The 22,675-nt window shown below is 70.1% G+C and carries 26 protein-coding genes and 1 riboswitch; of the genes, 12 read left to right on the plus strand and 14 right to left on the minus strand.

From position 1 onward, the window contains the following. Position 1: 1 nt before the first annotated feature. Both MW290_RS30070 and glmS read right to left on the minus strand, forming a co-directional pair. On the minus strand, positions 2 to 382 hold the full coding sequence (locus tag MW290_RS30070) for a helix-turn-helix domain-containing protein (protein ID WP_250198017.1): 381 nt from the start codon (positions 380 to 382) through the stop codon (positions 2 to 4). 107 nt (positions 383 to 489) lie between these two features. Beyond that, the gene (gene glmS / locus MW290_RS30075; RefSeq protein WP_250198018.1) at positions 490 to 2,319 is read right to left on the minus strand and encodes a glutamine--fructose-6-phosphate transaminase (isomerizing); all 1,830 of its coding nucleotides are present in this window, start codon (positions 2,317 to 2,319) and stop codon (positions 490 to 492) included. A gap of 158 nt (positions 2,320 to 2,477) precedes the next feature. Between glmS and MW290_RS30080 the strand changes: the two genes are divergently transcribed. After that, the gene (locus MW290_RS30080) at positions 2,478 to 2,939 is read left to right on the plus strand and encodes an Lrp/AsnC family transcriptional regulator (RefSeq protein WP_250198019.1); all 462 of its coding nucleotides are present in this window, start codon (positions 2,478 to 2,480) and stop codon (positions 2,937 to 2,939) included. On the opposite strand, the gene MW290_RS30085 is transcribed toward MW290_RS30080, so the two are convergent. The 7 genes from MW290_RS30085 to MW290_RS30115 all read right to left on the minus strand — a co-directional run bounded on the left by MW290_RS30085 (position 2,936) and on the right by MW290_RS30115 (position 8,825). Continuing rightward, complete coding sequence (locus tag MW290_RS30085) at positions 2,936 to 4,135, minus strand: class I SAM-dependent rRNA methyltransferase (protein ID WP_250198020.1); 1,200 nt, start codon at positions 4,133 to 4,135, stop codon at positions 2,936 to 2,938. The two genes, MW290_RS30080 and MW290_RS30085, sit on opposite strands and share 4 nt — an antisense overlap. Before the next feature lie 144 nt (positions 4,136 to 4,279). Further along, entirely contained in the window at positions 4,280 to 4,498 is a 219-nt protein-coding gene (locus MW290_RS30090; protein WP_250198021.1) for a hypothetical protein, read from the minus strand. 39 nt (positions 4,499 to 4,537) lie between these two features. Then, entirely contained in the window at positions 4,538 to 5,506 is a 969-nt protein-coding gene (locus tag MW290_RS30095; protein ID WP_250198022.1) for a tyrosine recombinase XerC, read from the minus strand. Continuing rightward, the gene (locus MW290_RS30100) at positions 5,506 to 6,180 is read right to left on the minus strand and encodes a DUF484 family protein (RefSeq protein WP_250200137.1); all 675 of its coding nucleotides are present in this window, start codon (positions 6,178 to 6,180) and stop codon (positions 5,506 to 5,508) included. Before MW290_RS30100 ends, MW290_RS30095 begins: the two co-directional genes overlap by 1 nt. A gap of 8 nt (positions 6,181 to 6,188) precedes the next feature. Then, complete coding sequence (gene dapF / locus MW290_RS30105) at positions 6,189 to 7,040, minus strand: diaminopimelate epimerase (protein WP_250198023.1); 852 nt, start codon at positions 7,038 to 7,040, stop codon at positions 6,189 to 6,191. A 21-nt stretch (positions 7,041 to 7,061) separates the two neighbouring features. After that, complete coding sequence (locus MW290_RS30110; protein WP_250198024.1) at positions 7,062 to 7,949, minus strand: lysophospholipid acyltransferase family protein; 888 nt, start codon at positions 7,947 to 7,949, stop codon at positions 7,062 to 7,064. Between the two features lie 6 nt (positions 7,950 to 7,955). Continuing rightward, the gene (locus MW290_RS30115) at positions 7,956 to 8,825 is read right to left on the minus strand and encodes a lysophospholipid acyltransferase family protein (RefSeq protein ID WP_250198025.1); all 870 of its coding nucleotides are present in this window, start codon (positions 8,823 to 8,825) and stop codon (positions 7,956 to 7,958) included. Between the two features lie 193 nt (positions 8,826 to 9,018). Here MW290_RS30115 and metK point away from each other — a divergent pair, with 193 nt between their 5' ends. The 4 genes from metK to MW290_RS30135 all read left to right on the plus strand — a co-directional run bounded on the left by metK (position 9,019) and on the right by MW290_RS30135 (position 13,178). Further along, positions 9,019 to 10,200 (plus strand): methionine adenosyltransferase, encoded by a 1,182-nt coding sequence (gene metK, locus MW290_RS30120; RefSeq protein WP_250200138.1) that lies wholly within the window; start codon positions 9,019 to 9,021, stop codon positions 10,198 to 10,200. Between the two features lie 197 nt (positions 10,201 to 10,397). Next, positions 10,398 to 11,030 (plus strand): DUF2238 domain-containing protein, encoded by a 633-nt coding sequence (locus tag MW290_RS30125; RefSeq protein WP_250198026.1) that lies wholly within the window; start codon positions 10,398 to 10,400, stop codon positions 11,028 to 11,030. Continuing rightward, positions 11,027 to 12,121 carry a DNA glycosylase AlkZ-like family protein gene (locus MW290_RS30130; RefSeq protein ID WP_250198027.1) on the plus strand — a complete coding sequence of 365 codons (1,095 nt, stop codon included), beginning with the start codon at positions 11,027 to 11,029 and terminating at the stop codon, positions 12,119 to 12,121. Before MW290_RS30125 ends, MW290_RS30130 begins: the two co-directional genes overlap by 4 nt. 145 nt (positions 12,122 to 12,266) lie before the next feature. Next, positions 12,267 to 13,178: a transglutaminase-like domain-containing protein gene (locus MW290_RS30135; RefSeq protein ID WP_250198028.1), complete on the plus strand. Its 912-nt coding sequence runs from the start codon at positions 12,267 to 12,269 to the stop codon at positions 13,176 to 13,178. A gap of 21 nt (positions 13,179 to 13,199) precedes the next feature. On the opposite strand, the gene MW290_RS30140 is transcribed toward MW290_RS30135, so the two are convergent. Next, the gene (locus tag MW290_RS30140; protein WP_250198029.1) at positions 13,200 to 14,369 is read right to left on the minus strand and encodes a YbfB/YjiJ family MFS transporter; all 1,170 of its coding nucleotides are present in this window, start codon (positions 14,367 to 14,369) and stop codon (positions 13,200 to 13,202) included. Beyond that, positions 14,366 to 15,175 carry an HAD-IIB family hydrolase gene (locus MW290_RS30145; protein WP_250198030.1) on the minus strand — a complete coding sequence of 270 codons (810 nt, stop codon included), beginning with the start codon at positions 15,173 to 15,175 and terminating at the stop codon, positions 14,366 to 14,368. The genes MW290_RS30140 and MW290_RS30145 overlap by 4 nt, the downstream gene beginning before the upstream one ends. A gap of 95 nt (positions 15,176 to 15,270) precedes the next feature. Then, positions 15,271 to 15,367, plus strand: a riboswitch (S-adenosyl-L-homocysteine riboswitch). 75 nt (positions 15,368 to 15,442) lie between these two features. On the opposite strand from MW290_RS30145, the gene ahcY reads away from it, so the two are divergent. The 5 genes from ahcY to metF are packed head-to-tail and all read left to right on the plus strand — an operon-like array spanning position 15,443 to position 19,264. Continuing rightward, positions 15,443 to 16,870, plus strand: a complete 1,428-nt coding sequence (ahcY, locus tag MW290_RS30150) for an adenosylhomocysteinase (protein ID WP_250198031.1) — start codon at positions 15,443 to 15,445, stop codon at positions 16,868 to 16,870. A gap of 51 nt (positions 16,871 to 16,921) precedes the next feature. Beyond that, the gene (locus MW290_RS30155; protein WP_250198032.1) at positions 16,922 to 17,239 is read left to right on the plus strand and encodes a FitA-like ribbon-helix-helix domain-containing protein; all 318 of its coding nucleotides are present in this window, start codon (positions 16,922 to 16,924) and stop codon (positions 17,237 to 17,239) included. Then, positions 17,229 to 17,678, plus strand: coding sequence for a type II toxin-antitoxin system VapC family toxin (locus MW290_RS30160; RefSeq protein WP_250198033.1), 450 nt, complete (start codon positions 17,229 to 17,231; stop codon positions 17,676 to 17,678). The genes MW290_RS30155 and MW290_RS30160 overlap by 11 nt, the downstream gene beginning before the upstream one ends. An 8-nt stretch (positions 17,679 to 17,686) precedes the next feature. Continuing rightward, positions 17,687 to 18,415 (plus strand): TlyA family RNA methyltransferase, encoded by a 729-nt coding sequence (locus MW290_RS30165; protein ID WP_250198034.1) that lies wholly within the window; start codon positions 17,687 to 17,689, stop codon positions 18,413 to 18,415. 12 nt (positions 18,416 to 18,427) lie between these two features. Continuing rightward, positions 18,428 to 19,264 (plus strand): methylenetetrahydrofolate reductase [NAD(P)H], encoded by an 837-nt coding sequence (gene metF / locus MW290_RS30170; protein WP_250198035.1) that lies wholly within the window; start codon positions 18,428 to 18,430, stop codon positions 19,262 to 19,264. Here metF and MW290_RS30175 read toward each other — a convergent pair. Together MW290_RS30175 and MW290_RS30180 are read right to left on the minus strand one after the other, a co-directional pair. Next, a complete protein-coding gene (locus MW290_RS30175) occupies positions 19,261 to 20,115 on the minus strand; it encodes a choice-of-anchor Y domain-containing protein (protein WP_250198036.1) in 855 nt (284 codons plus the stop codon). The genes metF and MW290_RS30175 overlap by 4 nt on opposite strands. A 16-nt stretch (positions 20,116 to 20,131) precedes the next feature. Beyond that, on the minus strand, positions 20,132 to 20,728 hold the full coding sequence (locus MW290_RS30180) for a 5-formyltetrahydrofolate cyclo-ligase (RefSeq protein WP_250198037.1): 597 nt from the start codon (positions 20,726 to 20,728) through the stop codon (positions 20,132 to 20,134). Between the two features lie 75 nt (positions 20,729 to 20,803). On the opposite strand from MW290_RS30180, the gene MW290_RS30185 reads away from it, so the two are divergent. Continuing rightward, a complete protein-coding gene (locus tag MW290_RS30185) occupies positions 20,804 to 21,181 on the plus strand; it encodes a TfoX/Sxy family protein (protein WP_250198038.1) in 378 nt (125 codons plus the stop codon). A 21-nt stretch (positions 21,182 to 21,202) separates the two neighbouring features. Here MW290_RS30185 and MW290_RS30190 read toward each other — a convergent pair whose 3' ends face one another. After that, positions 21,203 to 21,586, minus strand: a complete 384-nt coding sequence (locus tag MW290_RS30190; protein ID WP_250198039.1) for a DUF2917 domain-containing protein — start codon at positions 21,584 to 21,586, stop codon at positions 21,203 to 21,205. A gap of 111 nt (positions 21,587 to 21,697) precedes the next feature. Here MW290_RS30190 and MW290_RS30195 point away from each other — a divergent pair, with 111 nt between their 5' ends. Next, entirely contained in the window at positions 21,698 to 22,657 is a 960-nt protein-coding gene (locus tag MW290_RS30195; RefSeq protein ID WP_250198040.1) for a LysR substrate-binding domain-containing protein, read from the plus strand. The last annotated feature ends 18 nt before the right edge of the window (positions 22,658 to 22,675 follow it).

Here is a 22,675-nt window from a genome sequence, read left to right on the forward strand (position 1 = left end):
CTCAACCCTTGGCCTCGTCGGCCTTCTTGGCCGCGCGCAGTCGTGCCTGCTCGGCGGCCTGCGAGCGTGCGCGACCCAGTTCGACTGCGGCGCGCACGTCCTTTTCAATGGCGCCCTGGTCGTGCTCGGGCGCGGCCAGATGCCTCAACTCGCCGTCGCGCTGAATGAGCCACAACGCGCTTGCGACGATGCCGATGCTGACCGACGGGTCTCCGGCCTCCAGTCGCTGCAGCGTGGACACGGTCACGCCCAGTCGCTGGGCCCAGGACCGCAGCGACTCCTTGCGGCGCAGCCTGGCCACGGCCAGGTCGGCGCCCAGCTTTTCAATCGCGCCAGCGGTGGCCGGCGGAAGGCGAAGGAGCGCCCGAGCGGTTTTTGGCATGATGATCTAATATAACAAGATGACTACTCTTGTAGCTATTAATCATCACAAACGGTGCTCTGCGGCATCGTCAGCGGCGCGGGCCGGGTAGGCTGATCGCCCGCCCCTCACTCCACCGTCACACTCTTCGCCAGGTTCCGCGGCTTGTCCACGTCCGTGCCCCGCGCGCAGGCGGTGTGGTACGCCAGCAGCTGCAGCGGCACGGTGTGCAGGATGGGCGACAGCCAGCCGTAGTGCTCGGGCATGCGGATGACGTGCATGCCGGTGTCGCGCTGGATGTGGGTGTCGGCGTCGGCGAAGACGAAGAGTTCGCCGCCGCGGGCGCGCACTTCCTGCAGGTTGCTCTTGAGCTTTTCCAGCAACTGGTCGTTGGGCGCCACCGTCACCACCGGCATCGCGGCGGTCACCAGGGCCAGCGGGCCGTGCTTCAGTTCGCCGGCGGGGTAGGCCTCGGCATGGATGTAGCTGATTTCCTTGAGCTTGAGCGCGCCTTCCAGCGCCACCGGGTAGTGCAGGCCGCGGCCCAGGAACAGCGCGTTTTCCTTGCGGGCGAATTCGTCGCTCCAGGCGATGACCTGCGGCTCCAGCGCCAGCACCGACTGGATGGCCGCCGGCAGGTGGCGCAGGTCCTTGAGGTGGCGGGCTTCCTGTTCGTCCGTCAGCTTGCCGCGCACCTGGCCCAGGGCCAGCGCCAGCAGGAACAGGCCCACCAGCTGCGTGGTGAAGGCCTTGGTCGAGGCCACGCCGATCTCGGCCCCGGCGCGGGTGATGAAGGCCAGCTTGCACTCGCGCACCATGGCGCTGGTGGGCACGTTGCACACGGTCAGCGTGTGCGGCATGCCCAGTGAGCGGGCGTGCTTGAGCGCGGCCAGCGTGTCGGCGGTTTCACCGCTTTGCGTGATGGTGACGACCAGCGTGCGCGGGTTGGGCACGCTGTCGCGGTAGCGGTACTCGCTGGCGATCTCCACCGTGGTGGGCAGGCCGGCCAGCGACTCGATCCACTGCCGCGCCACCAGGCCGGCGTAGTAGCTGGTGCCGCAGGCCAGCACCAGCACCTGGTCCACCTGCTTGAAGATGCCGTGCGCGCCGTCGCCGAACAGCTCGGGCGACACGCCGGCCACCGCTTCCAGCGTGTCGGCAATCGCCTTGGGCTGCTCGAAGATTTCCTTCTGCATGTAGTGGCGGTACGGGCCCAGCTCGGCCGCGCCGGTGTGGGCATGCACGGTGCGCACCTCGCGCTCCACCGGGCGCACGCTGCCGTCGGCCTGGCGGCCGTTGATCCACACCTTGTTGAGCTGCACGTCCACCACGTCGCCCTCTTCCAGGTACACGATCTGGTCGGTCACGCCGGCCAGCGCCATCGCGTCGCTGGCCAGGAAGTTCTCGCCTTCGCCCCGGCCCAGCACCAGCGGCGAGCCTTCACGCGCGCCCACCACGCGGTGCGGCTCGTCGCGGCAGAACACGGCAATGGCGTAGGCGCCACGCAGGCGCTTGACGGCCTGCTGCACCGTCTCGAACAGGTCGCCGTCGTACAGGTGGTTCACCAGGTGGGCGATGACCTCGGTGTCGGTCTGGCTGGTGAACGCGAAGCCCTTGGCGATGAGCTCGGCGCGCAGCTCGTCGTGGTTCTCGATGATGCCGTTGTGCACCAGGGCCACGCGGTTGCCCGAGAAGTGCGGGTGCGCGTTGTGCACCGCCGGCGCGCCGTGGGTGGCCCAGCGGGTGTGGGCGATGCCGGTGCCGGCGCTGATGGCGTCCTGGTCGACCTGGGCCTGCAGCTCGGCCACGCGGGCGGTGCTGCGGGCGCGCCGCAGTTGCCCGTCTTGATGCACCGCCAGGCCGCAGGAGTCATAGCCGCGATATTCCAGACGCCGCAGCCCCTCGACGAGGATGGGGACGATGTTGCGGGTGCTGACGGCGCCGACGATGCCACACATGGTTCAAGCCTTTGAAGATCGGTGAGAGCCGGCATCGTAGGCCGCATGGCCTGCAATTTTCTTGCAGAGTTTGTGGAGATTCGATGAAGAACGTTCACCGAAACCTGCAATGCAATTTTCTTGCATTGATCAAGTATTGATGGCATCTTTCGATCACCATGACAGACCTCGACGACACCGACCGCCGCCTGCTGGCCCTGCTGCAGGACGATGCGGCCCGCAGCAACCAGGACCTGGCCGCCGCCGCCCATGTGTCGCCGGCCACCTGCCTGCGGCGGGTCAAGCGGCTGGTGGACGAGGGTTACGTGCTGCGGCGCGTGGCGCTGCTGGCGCCCGACAAGCTGGGCCCGCAGCTCACCGCGGTGGTGGAAGTGACGCTGGACCGCCAGGGCGCGGAGCACCTGCTGGCCTTCCAGCAGCGCGCGGTGGCCGATGCCGGCGTGCAGCAGTGCTACCGCGTGTCGGCCGGACCCGACTTCGTGCTCATCGTCGGCGTGGCCGACATGGCGGCCTACAACCAGTTGGTGGAGCGCCTGTTCACGCAGGACGCCAACGTGCGCAACGTCAAGAGCTTCTTCAGCGTGGAGCGGGCGAAATTCTCCACCGCCATACCGGTCTAGCTTTTGAGGATCACCAGCCCCTTCAGGTACTCACCCTCCGGAAACTCGATGGTGGTCGGGTGGTCGCAGGCGCCCGAGAGGCGGTCCAGCAGCAAGCCGTTGACGCCCGCGTCCATGCCGGCGCCGGCCACGATCTTGTGGAACAGGTCGGCGCTGATGCCGCCTGAACACGAGAAGGTGAACAGCAGGCCACCCGGCGCCAGCAGCTCCAGCGCCAGGCGGTTGATGTCCTTGTAGGCCCGGGCCGCGCGCTCGGCGGCGGCGGCGTTGGGTGCGAACTTCGGCGGGTCGAGCACGATGGCGTCGAAGCGCTGGCCAGCGGCCTTCAGCTCGCGCAGGTATTTGTTGACGTCGGCATCGACGAACTGGCAGCCGCTGTCGTCCAGGCCATTGAGCCGCACGTTCGCGCGCGCCAGCTCCAGCGCCGGGCCGGAGGAATCGACGCTGGTGACCTGCGTGGCCCCGCCCTTGAGCGCCGCCACGGTGAAGCCCCCGGTGTAGCAGTAGCAGTTGAGCACCCGCTGCACGCCGAAGTGCGACACCAGCTCGGCAAAGCGGGCGCGGTTGTCGCGCTGGTCGAGGTAGAAGCCGGTCTTGTGGCCCAGGGCCACGTCCAGGTTCAAGCGCCAGTCGTGCTCATGGATCACCAGGGCGCTGTGGTCGTCCGCCTCGGCCTGCGGGGCGCGGCGCAGCCAGCCGCTGGCGTGGGGCAAGCCTTCCAGCTCGCGCACGCTGGCGTCCGACCGTTCGTACAGCCGCGTGGCACCGGTGATCTGCAGCAGCAGCTCGGCGATCACCGGCTTCCAGCGTTCCACGCCGGTGGCCAGGAACTGCGCGCTGAGCGTGCTGCCGTATTGGTCCACCACCAGGCCGGGCAGGCCGTCGGCCTCGCCGTGCACCAGCCGCTTGCCGTCGCTGGCAATCGGCAGCCGCTCACGCAGCGCGATGGCGGTGCGCAGCCGGCGCTCGAAGAAGGCGCGGTCGATGCGCTCCTGCTCGTCGAAGCTCCAGGCCCGCAGGCGGATGGTGGATTCAGGGCTGTAGGCGGCCCAGGCCAGAAAGCGGCCTTCGGCGCTTTCCACCCGCACGGTTTCACCCGCATCGGCCTTGCCGCTGGCCACGCTGCCGGCAAACACCCAGGGATGGCGCCGCAGCAGCGAGCGGTCGCGGCCTTCGCGCAGCTTGATCTTCTTCATCCGGCGATTGTCGCCGGGCGGTAGGAAGCCGGCCCCCAAGCTCGCTTCGCTCGCTACCCCCCGAGGCCTTTGCCAAAGGGCCCTTCGGACCCTTGGGGCGCGTTCAGCCTTGGGGCGGCCCGGCGGCTGAACCTCCAGCGGCCGTCAACCGCGCGGCGCGGGCGCGGCGGTCTGCTGGCTCACGGGCACGGGCGCGGCCGGTCGCGGCTGGGCGGTAACGGTGGGTGCGGCCAGCGGTTCAGCGATGGGCGCTGCGTTGGCCTGCGGTGCTTCCACCGCGCGGTACAGGCCCGTGAGCGCCACGCCGAGCACCACGGTGCCGACGAACGCGACGAGACAGGAAAGGGGGTCTTTGTTCTTCATCGGATTGCTCACCGGTACTTGAGGTACCGGGGCCGCCATTCAAGCACCGCGCTTGCGTGCGCGGGGATGGGCGGCATCGTAGACCTTGGCCAGATGCTGGAAATCAAGCCGCGTGTAAACCTGTGTGGTCGCAATGCTGGCATGGCCCAGCAGCTCCTGCACCGCACGCAGGTCGCCGCTGGACTGCAGCAGGTGCGACGCAAAGCTGTGCCGCAGCATGTGCGGATGCACGTGCACCGGCAGCCCGGCCTGCAAGGCCAGCGCCTTTAGCCGCGCCCGCACCTGGCCATCGGTGATGCGGCCGCCGCGCCGGCCCACCAGCAGCGCCGGCTCGCCCGCCTTGGCCATCTGGCCGCGCACGGCCAGCCAGTCGTCCAGCGCTTTGCGGGCCGCACTGCCCACCGGCACGCTGCGCCGCTTGCTGCCCTTGCCCAGCACATGGGCGGTGGCTTCGCCGCCCGGCTCGCGGTCGATCCAGCCCACCGCCTCGGCACTGCCGGCCACGTCCAGCGCCACCAGCTCACCCACGCGCAGCCCGCAGCCGTACAGCAGCTCGACGATGCAATGGTCGCGGGCGCGCAGCGCCGGGTCGTCGGTGGTGGGCTCATGCTCGGCCAGCGCCACCGCATGGTCCACCGACAAGGCCTTGGGCAGCGGCCGGCCGGCCTTGGGCGCACGCACACCCTCCACCGGGTTGCTGCTGATCTTGCGGTTGTCGCCCCACCAGCGGTACAGCCCCCGCCAGGCCGCCAGCACGATGGCAATGCTGCGCGGCGCCAGGCCCTGGCCATGCAGTTGCGCGGCCCAGCGCCGCACATGGTGGCTTTGCACCTGCAGCAGCGGCACCGGGTGGGCCTGCGCGGCGCGCACCAGGCGGCGCAGCGCCTCGGTATAGAGCGTGAGGGTGCGCGGCGCCAGGCGCCGCTCCACCTGCAGGTGCTGCAGCCAGGCCTGCAGCTCTTCAGGGAGGGCCTGAAGCTCGGCGGCAGGCTCGGCCGCAGCGGTCATCAGGCAGCCGGCGGCAGCAGGCGCGACAGCGCGCCGCCGGCCAGTTCGCTGATGCGGATCAGGAACTCGGTGCCCATGTCGGCGCTGTAGCGCGTGGGGTCGGGCGAGCCCAGCACCACCAGGCCGAAGGCGGTGTCGCCACGGCGTAGCGGAATCAGCGCGATCGACATCACGGTGCTGGGGTCGTCCAGCCAGCGCACCGGCTCGAAGCCGGAGTTCACGCCGCAATAAGGCAGCGTCAGGCTGTTGGCAAAGCTGCGGGCGTCGTCGCTCACGCCCTGCGCAAACGGCAGCCCGGCATAAGCCTCGGCCACGCCCCACACCCGCACACCGGCCTGCGGAATCAGGAACTGGTGCTTGAGCTGCTGCACCAGCACCGTGGGCAGATCAGCGGCGTCGGCGGTGTCCATCAGCGCGCGGGTCCAGCGGTGCAGCCGGTCGGCGATGGCCACGTTGTCCTGGCCGTTGCGGATCATCTCGACGATCTTGTGCTCCAGGCCCTTGATGCGGTCGCGAAGCATTTCCATCTGCCGCTCCTGCAGGGAGACGGCGCGCTGGCCGTGCGGGCTGGTGAGCTGGATGCTGGCCAGCAGCTCGGCATTGCGCTCGAAGAAGCCGGGCGTGTTGGCCAGGTAGTTGGCGATGTCGGTCTCGGTGATGCCGGACGTGCCCAGTGCGTTGCTCACAGTTCGATTTCCCCTTCGAAAACAGTCTGCGCGGGGCCGGTCATCAGCACCGGGTGGCCGGGGCCGGCCCACTCGATGGTGAGGCTGCCGCCGCGCGCTTCCACGTCCACGCGCCCGTCCAGCCAGCCCAGCAGGATGCCCGAGACCACGGCGGCGCAGGCGCCGGTGCCGCAGGCCAGCGTTTCGCCGGCGCTGCGCTCATACACCCGCAGCCGGATGCGGCCACGGTTCACCACCTGCATGAAGCCGGCATTCACGCGGGCCGGAAAGCGCAGATGGTGCTCGATCAACGGGCCCTGGGTGAGCACGGGCGCACTGTCCACGTCGGCCACGCGCTGCACCGCATGCGGGTTGCCCATGGACACCATGTGCAGCTCCACCGCATGACCCTGCACCTCCACCGGCCACAGCTGGCCGTGGCCTTCGGCCCGCGGCGTGAGGCCGGTGCTGTCGAACGGCACCTGCAACAGGTCGAACACCGGCTCGCCCATGTCCACCGTCACGCGGCCGTCGGGCTGCAGGTGCAGCTCCAGCACGCGGTTCATGGTCTCCACCTTGATGCTGGCGCGGTCGGTCAGGCCATGTTCATGCACGTAGCGCACGAAGCAGCGTGCGCCGTTGCCGCAGTGCTCCACCTCGTCGCCGGTGTTGTTGAAGATGCGGTAGCGGAAGTCGATGCCGGGCGTGCGGCTGCGTTCCACCACCAGGATCTGGTCGGCGCCCACGCCGAAGCGGCGGTCGCCCAGGCGGCGGGCGGTCTCGGGCTGCAGGTCCAGCGGCGCCTGCGTGGCGTCCAGCACCACGAAGTCGTTGCCCGCGCCCTGCATCTTGGTGAACTTGAGTCGCATCGGGCGATTATCCGGCGGGCTTCAGTACAGGCCTTGCTCGCCCTCGGGGCGGGTCTTGAAGCGCTTGTGCACCCACAGGTACTGCGCCGGGTTGCGCCGCACTTCGGCTTCGATCCAGCGGTTCATGCGAGCCACGTCGGCCACCGGGTCGTCGGTGGGAAAGTCGGTCCACGGCGGCAGGAAGTGAACGCGGTAGCCCTGGCCGCCGGGCAGCATCTCGGCCACCACCGGCTGCACTTCCATCTTCAGCGCCCGCGCCAGCTTGGAAGGCGCCAGCAGCGTGGCGGCCGGCACGCCGAAAAAGGGCACGAAGGCCGCTTCGCGGCGCCCGAAGTCCATGTCGGGCAGGTTGAAGAAGGCAAAGCCGCGCTGGCGGATGGCGCGCATCAGCGGCAGCAGGCCCTCCTTGCGCGAGAAGATGTCGCCCTGGCCGAAGCGCACGCGGCCACGGCGCATCGCGGCATCGAACACCGGGTTGCTTTGCGCCTGGTAGATGCTGCCCACCAGCTGCTTTTGGTAGAGCTGCGTGGCCGAGCCCGCCACGTCCAGGCCCATGAAGTGCGGCACCAGCCACATCACCGGGCGCTCGCTGGTTTCGGCCAACCGCACGTCGCCTTCCACGTGGATCAGGCGGCGCAGCCGTTCGGGCGAGGCGTACCACAGCAGGCCGCGCTCCAGCAGGCTGCGGCCCAGCCACTGGAAGTGCTCGCGCACCAGGGCATGGCGCTCGGCCTCGGTCTTCTCCGGAAAGCACAGCGCCAGGTTGCGGCGGGCGATGCGGCGGCGCGGCTTGGCCAATGCATGCAGCAGGCGGCCGAACTGCCGGCCGATGAAGGCCTGCAGCCCCAGCGGCAGCCAGTGCAGCAGCCACAGCAGGGCCAGCAAGGCGCGGGCGGGAAGCTGGTTCATGGTTGCTCAGGTGGCCAGCGTGTCGCGCGGCGTGCGGTAGCGTTGGTAACCCCACAGGTACTGCGGGGGGCACTGGCGGATCAGCCGTTCCATCTCGCGGTTGACGAAGGTGGCGCAGGCCAGCTGCAGCGCTTCGTCATCGGCCGCCTCGGTGGGCATGGCTTCGGAAGGGGCGCTCACATGCACCACCCAGCCGCGGCCGGCGGGCAGGCGCTCGGCCCACATCAGCAGCAGCGGCGCGCCGGTCTGCAGCACCAGCCGCGTGGCCAGCGTCATGGTGTAGGCCGGCTTGCCGAAGAACGGCGCCCACACGCCCATGCCCTCGGGCGGCACCTGGTCGGGCAGCAGGCCGACGGTCTCGCCCTTGCGCAGCGCGCGGATCATCTGCCGCACCCCGGCCAGCGTGGCCGGCGCGGTGGCCAGGCCGGGCCGGTCGCGGGCGGTTTCTTCCAGCTCGCGCAGCCAGGGCTGGCGCGCCGGGCGGTACAGCACCGTCACCGGCTTGCGGGCACCGAAACGCTCGGCATAGGCCTGGGCGCACACCTCGAAGCTGCCCATGTGCGGCGTCAGCAGCACCAGGCCATGGCCGGACTGCAGGTGCTGCTCGATCAGATCGGCACCCTGCCATTGGCACCAGCGGCCGATGGGCCGGGCGGCCCGGCCCAGCCACAGCCAGGGCAGCTCGCCCACCAGGCGGCCGGCCTGACCGATGGCGGCCCGCTGCTGCGCGGGCGTGAGGCCGGCCAGCTGCGCGTTCTCGCGGCACAGCGCGCGGTAGGAGGACGAGCCCAGCCAGGCCAGCCAGCCCAGCAACGCGCCCAAAGCATGCAAAAGGCGCAACGGCAGGCCTGATATCCAGCGAATGAAAGAAAGCATGGTTCCTATAATTGCCCCATCGCCGAGTTACTGAACAACTTGCGGGGCGATGCGCCAGGGCTTCAGACACCGGGCGCCGGGTTCACGGTCAACAGGCCGGGGGCTCAACAAATGCTGCTAAAGCGTTCGCCGCTCTCCAGAGTTTCCTGGCCGGCAACGCGCAGGAACCAACCAACTCTTGGAGTTTAAGCAAGTGGCGAACGACTTCCTCTTCACCTCGGAATCGGTTTCCGAAGGCCACCCCGACAAGGTCGCGGACCAGATCTCCGACGCCATCCTCGACGCGATCTTCGCGCAGGACCCGCTGTCCCGCGTGGCAGCCGAAACCCTGACCAACACCGGTCTGGTGGTGCTGGCCGGCGAGATCACCACCCAGGCCAACGTCGACTACATCCAGGTCGCGCGCGACACCATCAAGCGCATCGGCTACGACAACACCGAGTACGGCATCGACTACAAGGGCTGCGCGGTGCTGGTGGCCTACGACAAGCAGAGCAACGACATCGCCCAGGGCGTGGACCGCGCCAGCGACGACTACCTGAACATCGGCGCCGGCGACCAGGGCCTGATGTTCGGCTACGCCTGCGACGAGACGCCCGAGCTGATGCCCGCGCCGATCTACTACGCGCACCGGCTGGTGGAGCGCCAGGCCCAGCTGCGCAAGGACGGCCGCCTGCCCTTCCTGCGCCCTGACGCCAAGAGCCAAGTGACCATGCGCTACGTGGACGGCAAGCCGCACAGCATCGACACCGTGGTGCTGAGCACCCAGCACAGCCCCGACCAGAGCGAGACGCCGACCAAGATGAAGGCCTCGTTCACCGAAGCGGTGATCGAAGAGATCATCAAGCCGGTGCTGCCCAAGGAGTGGCTGCAGGACACCAAGTACCTGATCAACCCGACCGGCCGCTTCGTCATCGGCGGCCCGCAGGGCGACTGCGGCCTGACCGGCCGCAAGATCATCGTCGACACCTACGGCGGCGCCTGCCCGCACGGCGGCGGCGCCTTCTCGGGCAAGGACCCGACCAAGGTGGACCGCAGCGCGGCTTATGCGGCCCGCTACGTGGCCAAGAACATCGTGGCGGCCGGCCTGGCGCGCCAGTGCCAGATCCAGGTGGCCTACGCCATCGGCGTGGCCCGCCCGATGAACGTGACCGTGTACACCGAAGGCACCGGCGTCATCCCCGACGACAAGATCGCCGCGCTGGTGCAGGAGCACTTCGACCTGCGGCCCAAGGGCATCATCCAGATGCTGGACCTGCTGCGGCCGATCTACGCCAAGACGGCGGCGTACGGCCACTTCGGGCGCGAAGAGCCGGAGTTCACTTGGGAAAGAACCGATAAGGCTGCGGCCCTGCGGGCCGCAGCGGGGCTGTAAGCCCCCAGCGCGCAGCGCTGCATCGGTTCTTGGGCGCAACTCATATCGCGCCAGCGATGTGAGTGGAGACCAACAGACGGACAAAGCGGCTGCGCTGCGTGCAGCGGCCGGTCTGTAACTGCTGACAGGCCCCGCGCCACAATCCACGGCACCGCTCACCCGGGTGCCGTTTTTCATGGCGGCACCTCCTGCCCTCCATGACCGCATCCCTCGGCCGCACCGGCCTGGCGCTCTATTCGGCGGCCCTCATCGGGCTGCTCGTCCTTTCGGGCATCCGCCCCTACGAAGCCGGCACCTGGGTCATGGAAGTGGCGCCGGTGGCCATCGTGCTGCCGGTGCTGTGGTTCACCCACCGGCGCTTTCCGCTGACGCCGCTGCTGTATGCGCTGATCTTTGCGCACGCGGCGGTGCTGATGCTGGGCGGCCACTACACCTATGCCCGCGTGCCGCTGGGCGAATGGGCGCGCGAGGCCTTCGACCTGCAGCGCAACCACTACGACCGGCTGGGCCACCTGATGCAGGGCTTCGTGCCGGCCATGGCCGCGCGTGAGCTGCTGCTGCGCCACACGCCGCTGCGGCCCGGCGGCTGGCTGTTCACCGTGGTCACCGCGGTGGCACTGGCCATCAGCGCGATCTATGAGCTGATCGAATGGGGCGCCGCCGTGGCGCTGGGCGCCGGCGCCGACGAGTTCCTGGCCACCCAGGGCGACCCCTGGGACACCCAGAAGGACATGCTGATGGCCTGGATCGGCGCGCTGCTGGCGCAGTGGCTGCTGGCCCGCTGGCACGACGCACAGCTGCGCCGGCTGGCCGCGGCGCCGAAGCCATGAGCCGCGCCAAACCCGTCACGCTATCCGACCTGCGCCGCCATGCGGTGGCGCGCACGCTGTTCCGGCCCACCACGCTGATCGACGCCATCCGGCGCCTGGGCTTCGTGCAGGCCGATCCCATCCGCGCGCCGGCCCGCGCGCAGGACCTGACGCTGCGCCACCGCGTGCGCGACTACCGCGCCGGCGACCTGGAGCGCCGCTACCCCCGCCTGCCGGTGGAAGAAGACGCGTTGGTGAACTACGGCTTTCTGCCGCGTGAACACCTGGCGCTGATGCACCCACGCACCGCGCGCCGCCCCTGGGACGCCGACACCCAGCGCCGCGCCGCCAGCGTGCTGGCCTTCATCCGCGAGCAGGGGCCCAGCCACCCGAAGGCGGTGCAGGCGGCCTTCAACCATGGCCGCACCACCAACGCCTGGGGCGGGCAGAGCAATGCCGTGACCCACCTGCTGGACGGCATGCACTACCGCGGCCTGCTGCGGGTGGCCCGGCGCGAGGCCGGCGTGCGGGTGTATGCGGTGGCCGCCCACGCCGACGACGAACGCTCGCCCGCGGAAAGGGCCGCGGCGCTGCTGCGCCTGGTGCTGGACAAGTACGCCCCACTGCCCACGCGCAGCCTGGGCCAGCTCGTCAGCCATCTCGGTTACGGCGCTCCGCAGTTGCAGGCGGAGCTGCGCGTGGCGCTGGCCGACGCGCGCCGCCAGCTGCCCAGCGCCACGATCGACGGCCTCACCTGGCTGTGGCCCGCGGATGAGAACCCGCGCAGCGCCCGACATGCGCCCGCCGACGAGGTGCGGCTGCTGGCGCCCTTCGACCCTATCGTCTGGGACCGGCTGCGCCTCGAGCTGCTGTGGGGCTGGGCCTACCGCTTCGAGGCCTACACCCCGGCGCCGCGGCGGCGATGGGGCTACTACGCGCTGCCGCTGCTGTGGCGCGACCAAGTCGTCGGGTGGGCCAATCTGAGCCTGCGGCAGGGGCAGCTGCTGCCCGAGGTCGGCTTCATCGCCGGCCAGCCGCAAGACGCGGGGTTTACGACTGCGATGGACGAAGAACTGCAGCGCATGCACCAATTTCTGGCACGCGAAGTGTGATCTGCGCGGGGCGAGGCGCCCTCCTACAGCGGCAGAACCTGCGCGCCGATGGGCCGCCCGCAGGGCCGGGGTTGCAATGAACCACCCGCGCAGTCAGGCGGGAACGACCGACCGACTCCTCCAGCGCCAACGCTCTTTGCCCACCATGACCACCGCTGCCAAGAAAAAGCGCCCGCCCCCTTCCCGCATCGAAGTTGCCGAACCGGCCAAGCCGCCGCGCTCACGCGCCAATGGCGTGGGAGCTGCGCCACCGCCGGCGAGGCGCTTCAAGATCGACTGCACGCTGGGCTACCAGCTGGCGCAGTCCACCAGCTTCCTGTTCCAGATCCATGCGCAACATGGCCGCGACCAGCAGGTGCTGGCCGAGGCACTGACGCTGGACCCCAGCATCCCCAGCCATGTGTTCCCCGATCCGCTGGAGCACCACCGCTTCCTGCGGCTGCAGGCACCGGCCGGCGCCTTCACCGTGCACTACGCGGCCACCGTGCTGGTGGAGCCGCGGGTGTGGAACACCGCCGCCGCCGAGGTGCCGGTGAGCGAGCTGCCCGACAGCGTGCTGCACCACCTGATGCCCACCCGCTACTGCGAAAGCGACCTGCTGGGCAACGCCGCCTTCAAGATGTTCGGCCAGCACCCGCCCGGCTACCAGCGCGTGCAGGCCATCAGCGACTGGATCCACGACAACGTGGACTACAAGGTGGGCTCGTCCACCGCCACCACCACCGCGGCCGACGTGTTCCGCAACCGGGCCGGGGTGTGCCGCGACTTCGCGCACCTGGGCGTCACCTTCTGCCGCGCGCTCAACATCCCGGCGCGGCTGGTGGTGGGCTATGCCAAGTTCCAGGAACCGCCGCCCGACTTCCACGCGGTGTTCGAGGCCTACCTGGGCGGCGAGTGGATGCTGTTCGACCCCACCCGCATGTCGCCGGTGGAAGACCTGGTGCGCATCGCCGCCGGCCGCGACGCCAAGGACGTGGCCTTCTCCACCATCTTCGGCCCGGTGCAGATGCTGAACATGGCGCCGCTCATTGAAGAGGAAAAGCCCAGCGCGGGCTGACCGTCCAGGCCGGCACTCCGGTCAAGGCACGGGTCGCTGCCGCATTGCCAGCAGCGACCCGAACGCCAGCGCCCCGGCCGACAACACGAAGCCCCGCGCCAGCCCGCCAGCACCATCGGCCACCCAGCCGGTGATGCTGGGCCCGACGATCTGCCCCGCCGCGAACACGATGGTGAAGGCGCTGATGCCCGCCGGCCATGCGGCCGGCGGCAGGTTGTGGCGCACGAAGGCGGTGGTGCCCGCCACCACCGACAGGAACACCGCGCCGAACAAGGCGCCCGAGGCGAACACCGCCACCGGGTGCGCACTCAGCACCGGCAGCAGCGTGGCCACCGCCAGCAGCCCGTTGAGCAAGGCCAGCGGCTGCCCGCCCTTGAAGCGCTGCAGCAGCCCGGCCCACAGCCACGACGACGCCACCACACCCAGCCCCAGCAGCACATAGAAAGCGACGATGCGGCCCGGCGGCAGGCCCTGCTCGCGCAGCAGCGTGACCACGAAGGTCATGTAGCCGATGTAGCCCAGCCCGAACATCAGGTAGGCGCCCAGCAGCCAGCCGAAGCGCGGCCAGCGCGCCGGCTGGCGCGGCCCGGCGGCCGAAGGATGGGCCGCCAGCTCGCCGGTGGCCGCCGCGGTGAGCGCCGTGCACAGCGCTGCCAGGCCGCCCAGCGCCAGCCAGGCCTGCTGCCACGCATGCGCCACGGCCGCGCCCGCCAGCGGCGGCACCACCAGCGCCGAAGCCACGATGCCGATGCCGGTGCCACCGTAGTACAAGCCCAGCACCAGGCCCGGCCGTGGTGAGCGTTGCGCGAGCCGCGCCGCCAGCAGTCCTCCGGCCACGAAGGTGCCAGCGCTGGCCACCCCGGTGGCCAGCCGCAGCGCGAACAGCCCGCCCTCCGCCAGCACCGCGCCATGCAGCGCCAGCGCCACCGCGGCGGCGGCGCCGCCGGCCAGCATCACCCGCCGCGCGTCCCAGCGGGCCAGCGCGCGCGGCAGCAGCAGCGCGCCCAACAGGTAGCCGGCGGCATTCACCGTGTTCATCGCGCCGGCGGTGAAGTAGCTCCAGCCCAGGTCGGCCCGCATCGGCGGCAGCAGCAGCGCGTACGAGAAGCGCGCCAGTCCCAGCGACACGGCGGCCGCCAGGGCCAGGGCGAAGGCCGTGGCCAGCCGCGGCGGGCCTGCCGGCTCGCTCACCCGCGCCGCGCCTGCAGCAGCCGCTCGGCCACTTCGGCAAAGCCGGCGCCGCGCTCGCCCTGCGTGAGGTAGGCCGGCCAGGTGTGCAGCTCGGCCGCGAAGCGCATCAGGTTGGCCACGCCCACGCTGAGCGCGAAGCGGCCGAACATCGCCTGGTCGTTGGTGCTGTCGCCCACGTAGATCCAGCGGCCCACCTCGGCCGCGAGATCGCGGCCGAACAGCGTGCGCAGCATCCAGCAGGCGCCGCTCCACTTGTCGTGCTCGCCGAACCAGCCGTTGATGTGGATGGAGCTGACGCTGCAATGCATGCCCTCGGCGCGCATCACGCGCACCACCTCGTCGATGGCGGCCGGCGGCAGGTGGGCGAATTCGCTGTGGTCGATGGCGATGTCCGTCACGCGGCCGGCACTGTCCTGCGCCAGCGTGGCGCCCGGCACTTCGCGCAGCACGCGGGCGGCGGCGGCCTGCAGCCGCGGCGTGTTGGCGGCGCGGGTGGCCTCGTCCTGCGCATACACCGTGCGCCAGCCATCAGCCTCACGCAGCAAGGCCACCGCGCCGTTCTCGGCGGCCACTGCGCGCAAGGGCCAGGTGGCGGCCAGCTCGCGGCTCCAGCCCAACGGGCGGCCGGTGATGGCGATGACGGGCACGCCCGCCGCGTGCAGCGCCTGCAGCGCCGCCAGTGCGGGCGGATCGATGGCGCCCCCCTCGGTCAGGGTGTCGTCGATGTCGGTGAACACGCCCAGCACGTCGGCCAGGGCTTCGGCAGGTGCGGCCGACCAGGAAATTGAGTTGCTGCTGTCAGGCATCCGTGCAGTCTTGCACACGCAATTGACCCGGAACGCCCGGGCTTTTCCCGCGGCTTTTGTCACGGCAGCCATTTCCCGGCTGATTACAATCCCCCCATTCCGAGGAGCGTTGCAAGGCACATCCAGTGCCCCAGGCTCGGACCCCGCCGCGGCAGCCCTGCCGCCAGCGGTCAGCAACAGCGCTCACCCGCACGCGTCGTGGCCTGGGTGAGTGGTTGAACCTCCCCCTTGTGCACGATGCGGCGGGCCCGTTGACCTGGAGCCCACATGAACGCCGTACTTAAGCCCACCCAAGACTACGCCATCGCCGATCCGTCGCTTGCCACCTGGGGCCGCAAGGAAATCAAGATCGCCGAGACCGAAATGCCCGGCCTGATGGCCATCCGCGAAGAATTCGCCAAGAGCCAGCCGCTCAAGGGCGCGCGCATCACCGGCTCGCTGCACATGACCATCCAGACCGCCGTGCTGGTGGAAACGCTGCAGGCCCTGGGTGCCCAGGTGCGCTGGGCCTCGTGCAACATCTTCTCGACGCAGGACCACGCCGCCGCGGCGCTGGTGGACACCGGCACGCCGGTGTTCGCGTACAAGGGCGAAACCCTGCGCGACTACTGGGACTACACCCACCGCATCTTCGAGTTCGGCGGCAAGGGCACCGAAGGCGAAGGCCCGAACATGATCCTGGACGACGGCGGCGATGCCACGCTGCTGATGCACCTGGGCCAGAAGGCCGAGAAGGACTTGTCGGTGATCGCCGACCCCAAGAGCGAAGAAGAGCGCGAGCTGTTTGCCGCCATCAAGGCCAAGCTGGCCGAGGACGGCAGCTGGTACACCCGCAAGAGCGCGCAGATCATCGGCGTGACCGAAGAGACCACCACCGGCGTGCACCGCCTGAAGGAGATGAGCGCCAAGGGCACGCTGCTGTTCCGCGCCATCAACGTCAACGACTCGGTCACCAAGAGCAAGTTCGACAACCTGTACGGCTGCCGTGAATCGCTGGTGGACGGCATCAAGCGTGCCACCGACGTGATGATCGCCGGCAAGGTGGCCGTGGTGGCCGGCTACGGCGACGTGGGCAAGGGCTCGGCCCAGGCGCTGCGCGCGCTGAGCGCCCAGGTGTGGGTGACCGAGATCGACCCCATCAACGCGCTGCAGGCCGCGATGGAAGGCTACAAGGTCGTGACCATGGAGTACGCCGCCGACAAGGCCGACATCTTCGTGACGACCACCGGCAACAAGGACGTCATCCGCCATGAGCACATGGCCGCGATGAAGGACCAGGCCATCGTCTGCAACATCGGCCACTTCGACAACGAGATCGACGTCGCGTCGCTCGAGCAGTACCAGTGGGAAGAGATCAAGCCGCAGGTCGACCACGTCATCTTCCCGGACGGCAAGCGCATCATCCTGCTGGCCAAGGGCCGCCTGGTGAACCTGGGCTGCGGCACCGGCCACCCCAGCTTCGTGATGAGCTCTTCGTTCGCCAACCAGACCATCGCCCAGATCGAGCTGTTCACCCGCCCCGACGCCTACCAGGCCGGCCAGGTGTACGTGCTGCCCAAGCACCTGGACGAGAAGGTGGCCCGCCTGCACCTGAAGAAGGTGGGCGCCATGCTGACCGAGCTGACCGACGAGCAGGCCGCCTACATCGGCGTGTCCAAGGAAGGCCCGTACAAGCCGGACACCTACCGGTACTGACATCGGCCCGCAATGGCTCCAAAATGGCGCCATTGCGGAACCGAGGCAGCCATGAGCATCAACCTGTCCATCAAAGGGGTGCCCGACGCCTGGGCACAGCGCCTGCGCGAGCGTGCGGCGCGCCATCACCGTTCGCTGCAAGGCGAGCTGATGGCGCTGCTGGGCGCCGCCGTGGGCGACGACACAGCGGCCTCGTCGGCCGGCGTGCCGCCCGTGGCCGCACGGCTGCAGGCGCCGCCTGGTGCGGACCGGTTGACGCTCGACGACCTGGCGCAGCGCGCCCGCAGCCGCTTCGGCGGTCTGGCGGCGCAGGGTGGCCGCTCGGCCGACATCGTGCGCGCCCTGCGTGACGAGGCCGATGGCCGCTGAGGCTGCGCCACGCCCGCTGCTGGTGGCCGAGCCGGCACCGGTGTACCAGGCTCGCCCGCCCGCCGTGGTGGACGCCAGCCTGGTGTGCGCGCTGCTGTTCGATGAGCCGGAAGCCGAGCAGGCCCGCGCCGCCGCCAGCGGCCGTGCCCTGCATGCCCCCACCTTGATCGACTGGGAAGTGGCCAGCGTGGCCGCCACCAAGGTGCGCCGCGGCGTGCCGGCAGCGGCGGCGGGTGAGGCCCTGGACGACTTCGGCCGCCTGGCGCTGCAGCGGGCCGAGGTGGACCTGCGCCTGGTGCTGGCGCTGGCCGGACGCTATGCCTTGTCGGCCTACGACGCTGGCTACCTGGCCCTGGCCGCGGCGCTGCGCTGCCCCCTGCTCACCTTCGACCGCAAGCTGGGCGAGGCAGCGCAACGCCACCTGGCCACGCTGGGCTGAGGGCCGCGATGCGCGCAGACCTCCTCCTGGTGCAACAGGGCCTGGCCCCCACCCGCTCGGCCGCCCAGCGGCTGATCGAGCGTGGGGCGGTGCAGGTGCCCGGCCCGCAAGGCGGCCGCGTGGTGCGCAAGGCCGGTGAAGATCTGGCACCGGGCAGCGTGTTGACGCTGACCGACGACGCCGAGCTGCGCTGGGTGTCGCGCGGCGGGCTCAAGCTGGAAGGTGCCCTCGCCCACACCGGGCTGGACGTGAGCGGGCGGCATTGCCTGGACGTGGGCCAGAGCACCGGCGGCTTCACCGACGTGCTGCTGGCACGCGGCGCGGCGCAGGTCACCGGCATCGACGTGGGCCATGGCCAGCTGCATCCGCGGCTGCGGCAAGACCCGCGGGTGCAGGCCATCGAAGGCGTCAATGCGCGCCACCTCGATGCTTCGCTCGGCCGCTTCAGCCTCATCGTCGGCGACCTGTCCTTCATCTCGCTGACGCTGGTGCTGCCCGCGCTGGCGCCGCTGTTGCAGGGCGATCTGCTGATGCTGGTCAAGCCGCAGTTCGAGCTGCAGCCTCAGCAGATCGGCAAGGGCGGGCTGGTCAAGAGCGCCGCTTCCTACCCGGTGGTGGAACAACGGCTGCGCGACGCCTGCGTGGCCCAGGGCCTGCAGGTGGCCGACTACTTTCAAAGCCCGATCGCCGGTGGCGACGGCAATACCGAATTCTTCGTGCACGCACGAAGCACCTAGCGAGACACACCCATGAACACCGTGCCGATCAGCTTCGAGTTCTTTCCGCCCAACACCCCGGTGGGCGACGAGAAGCTCAAGACCGTGGTGCAGGAGCTGGGCGCGCTGAAGCCCGAGTTCTTCAGCGTGACCTACGGCGCCGGCGGCGCCACCCGCGACAAGACGCTGGCCACCGTCAGCGCCATCGCCAAGGCCGGCTTCGAGGCCGCGCCGCACCTGTCCTGCGTGGGCTCCACGCGGCAGAACATCGCCGAGATCCTGGCCACCTACCGCGCGCAGAACATCCGCCGCATCGTGGCGCTGCGCGGCGACCTGCCCAGCGGCACCGCCACCGCGGGCGAGTTCCGCTATGCGTCGGAGCTGGTGCGCTTCATCCGCGAGACGCAGGGTGACGACTGGCAGATCGAGGTGGCGGCCTACCCCGAATACCACCCCGAGCAGCGCTACGCGGCCCGCGACCTGCAGCACTACGCCGACAAGGTGAAAGCCGGCGCCAACGCCGCCATCACGCAGTTCTTCTTCAACCCCGACGCCTACTTCCACTTCGTGGAGCAGACGCGCAAGCTGGGCGCCGAAGCACCGGTGGTGCCGGGCATCATGCCCTTCCACAACTTCGCGCGCATCGCGCAGTTCGCGCAGCGCGACGGCATCGAAATCCCGCGCTGGGTGGCGATGAAGATGGAAGGCTTCATGGACGATGCTGCCTCCATCCGCGCCTTCGGCCTGGACGTGATCACCGCGCTGTGCGAACGCCTGATCGCCGGCGGCGCGCCGGGCATCCACTTCTACACGATGAACCAGAGCGCGCTGACGCTGGAGCTGTGCAGGCGGCTCAAGCTGGGGGTTTAAGTGCCCCCAAGCTCGCTGCGCTCGCGCCCCCCCCGAGGGGGAGCACCCGCCCTTGGGGCGGCCCGGCGGGCGGGTGACTTGATCCCGAAGGCGACCACCACGCCCAACCCGGCCAGCAGCAACAGCGCGCTGGCCGGCTCGGGCACCGGCGAGATGCTGATCGCGCCCAGCGCCACCTGCGCGCTGCCGCGGCTGCTGTCGTCGCCGAAGAACACGAGGTTGGGCACCGTGTAAGGCAGGCCGCCGCTGCGGTAGTCCTGCAGCGTGCCGCTGAACAAGGCGTGGCCGCCGGCGCTCAGGCTGTAGCGACCGCCCTGCACCAGCAGCCGGTAATCGGTGAAGGCCGCCGTGGTGTCAAAGCCTGCGCCCGCGCCGTGCACAAAGCGGTCGGCCGTCGATGCATCCACCGTCGGCACCCACACCCGGTCCTGCCAGAACGACAACGCCACCGACTGCGCCGGATCGCTGCCCACCAGCAGCAGCGAGAAGCCGGCGCGGTTCGGGCTGGCATGGCTTTCCGCCAGCACCTGCAGCGAGAAGTCCACCGCATAGCCGGCGGTTGCGTCCAGCGCCACCGGGCTGAGCCGGGCGTTGCCGAAGGCCACCACGCCGCTGCCGGTGGTGTCGAGCGCCAGCCGGCCGCCGCTCAAGGTCTGCGTGCCCGCCGCCGCGCCGCTGGTGGCACTGGTCAGCCAGCCCTGTGCCGCGGGCAGACTGCCGCTCGCCGGGTCGTACAGCACCACCGCCCGCGCGGCCGGGGCCACGGCCCCCAGCGTGGCGCAAACCGCCACCATCGCCCATCGCAGGGGCCGACTGACATGAAGAGGCAGGGCATGCGGGCGAGTGGTCATGGCGTTCTCCGGAAGGTCAGCCGCCGTCGGCATCGACGTCGCTGACGACGCCGTTCTCGTTGAGCATCGCGTCCAGCGGCACGTCGTGCGGCTCGGGCGTCAGCCAGGGCAGGTAGCCGTGGGCATAGCCCACGCCCACGGTGTAGGGCCGCGGCTCGATGGCGGCCAGGGTGCGGTCGTAGAAGCCGCCGCCGTAACCCAGGCGCAGGCCCTTGGGGCCGTAGCCCACGCAGGGCACCAGCAGCATCTGCGGCTGGAACTGCTCGGTGTCCTTGGGCTTGGGAATGCCGAAGGCGTCTTCTTCCATCGGGCAGCCGGGGTACCAGACATGGAAGCGCAGCTGCTTGGTCTCGCGGTCGATCACCGGCAGGCCGATGCGGCGCTCGGGCGCGCCCTCTGTCCAGCGGTACAGCGCGGGCAGCGCATCGAACTCGCCCTTGATCGGCCAGTAGGCGCCGATCGTCTGCTCCTTGCGCGTCACCAGCCAGACCCGCAGCACTTGCTGCAGGTGCATGGCGCGCTCATGCCGATCGATCATGGCCAGCCGCTCGGCCTGCAGCTGCCGGCGCAGCAGCTTCTTGTCGCGGGTGGGTTCCAGGCTGAAATCGGGCATCGGCATGGTGGCGGGCAGGTCGACAGTGGCGGGAACTGCGATTGTGGCTGCGCACAACCTGCCTAGACTGCGCTGGTGCGCGCTGCCACCCCGCCAGCCTTGCCGGCCGATGCCTTCGTCCAACACTGCATCGAGCTGCTGTCGCCGCTGGGCCGGGTGCGCGCCAAGCGCATGTTCGGCAGCCATGGCCTGTACCTGGACGAGCACTTCATCGCCATCGTGGTGCAGGAGCAGCTCTACCTGAAGGTCAACGCCGCCACCCAGCCGCAGTTCGAAGCCGCGGGCGGCGAGCCCTTCGTCTACAGCCGCCGCGGCCAGCCCACGCAGCTGGGCTTCTGGACCGTGCCCGCCGAGGCACTGGAAGCCCCGCCGCTGATGGCCCCGTGGGCCAGGCTGGCCCTGCAGGCGGCGCTGGCAAAGGGGCGGCCGAAGCCGCGGGCGCGCCGCGGGTGAACCTTCACCCGACGTGAGGCTTCACCCCACGCAAACCGCGCCCGGCGCGCCCCACTGCACCGAACGGCGCAGGCCTTCCAGCGTGCCGGCGGTGCGTTGCCAGGCCGTGCGGCCGGGCACCTTGCGGGGCTGCGGCGCTTCCAGCAGCTGAAAGCTGGCGGCGCCGCGGCCTTCGACGACGGCGGCGATGCCGGCGCCTAGCGCAAAGCCTTCTCCGGGTTGCAGCCACACGTCACCTGCGGCCCCGTCGGGGCTGTCGGTCAGCGTCAGCCACACGCGGCCTTCGGTCACGGCCACCCAGCGGGCATGGCCGGCGGCCGGGATGGTGCGCGCGGTGCCGGCCGGCAGCACGACCGACCATGCGCAAGCCTGACCGGAGGCCGAGGCGGCTTGAGGAAAGCTCATGAATGATTGCGTCATGACATACTCGCTGGGCTGGTGGTGTGAGGGGAATTCTGTCCACCGCACCCCTTTCTGTCGAATGATGGATTCATGCTCCATTGATGCTCAACGATCATGAATAGGCTGCGCCAGCGTCCACTCGCCATCGGCCCGCTGCGGGCGTTCGAGGCGGTGGCTCGCCGCCTCAGCTTCAGCGGTGCCGCCGAAGAACTGCACCTCACCCAATCCGCCATCAGCCGCCAGATCCGCGCGCTGGAAGACGAAGTGGGCGCGGTGCTGTTCCTGCGCGGCACCCGGCATGTGGAACTCACCGGCACGGGTGCCACGCTGCTGCGCACGGTGGCGCCGCTGCTCGACCGGCTGGACGCCACGGTGCGGCAGATCCGCGTCACCAGCGGCCGCCGGCACGTCAGCGTCACCACCTTCGCCTCGTTCGCTTCGCTGTGGCTGATTCCGCGGCTGCACTCCTTCCAGCGGCTGCACCCGGACATCGACATCCGCATCTCCGCCTCCGACGTGCTGGCCGACATGGACGACCCCGAGCTGGACGTGGCGCTGCGCTACTGCCACCCCAACGACGCGCCGCCCGGTGCCACCAAGTTGTTCGGCGAGGTGCTGACGCCGGTGGTGGGCCAGGCGCTGGCCGAGCAGGCCGAGCGCGGCCAGGCGCCGCCGCTGCGAGCGCCGGCCGACCTGGCGCGCCACACGCTGCTGGAAGAAGACGACCAGCGCCCCAGCGCCGAGTACCTGAGCTGGCGCTACTGGCTGGCCCGGCGCGGCCTGCCGCACCAGGAGCCGCTGCGCTGGCTGTACATGAACTACACCCACCAGCAGGTGCAGGCGGCGCTGTCGGGCCAGGGCGTGGCGCTGGCGCGGCTGGCGCTGGTGCAGGAATCCATCCAGCGCGGCGAGCTGGTGGAGCCCTTCGGCGACGCCGGCCGCGAGCGCTCACCCTTCACCTACTGGCTGGTGCACAGCGAGGCGGCGCTGCAGCGCAGCGAGCTGCGGCCTTTCATCGACTGGGTGATCGAGCAAGCCCGCGAAACCCGTCGGGCGGTGGGCGAGCCGGACTGAGCCTGCCCCCAAGCTCGC

Origin of the sequence: Aquincola tertiaricarbonis (genome assembly GCF_023573145.1) — a bacterium.
In the GTDB taxonomy this organism is placed as follows: Bacteria; Pseudomonadota; Gammaproteobacteria; order Burkholderiales; family Burkholderiaceae_C; genus Aquincola; species Aquincola tertiaricarbonis_B.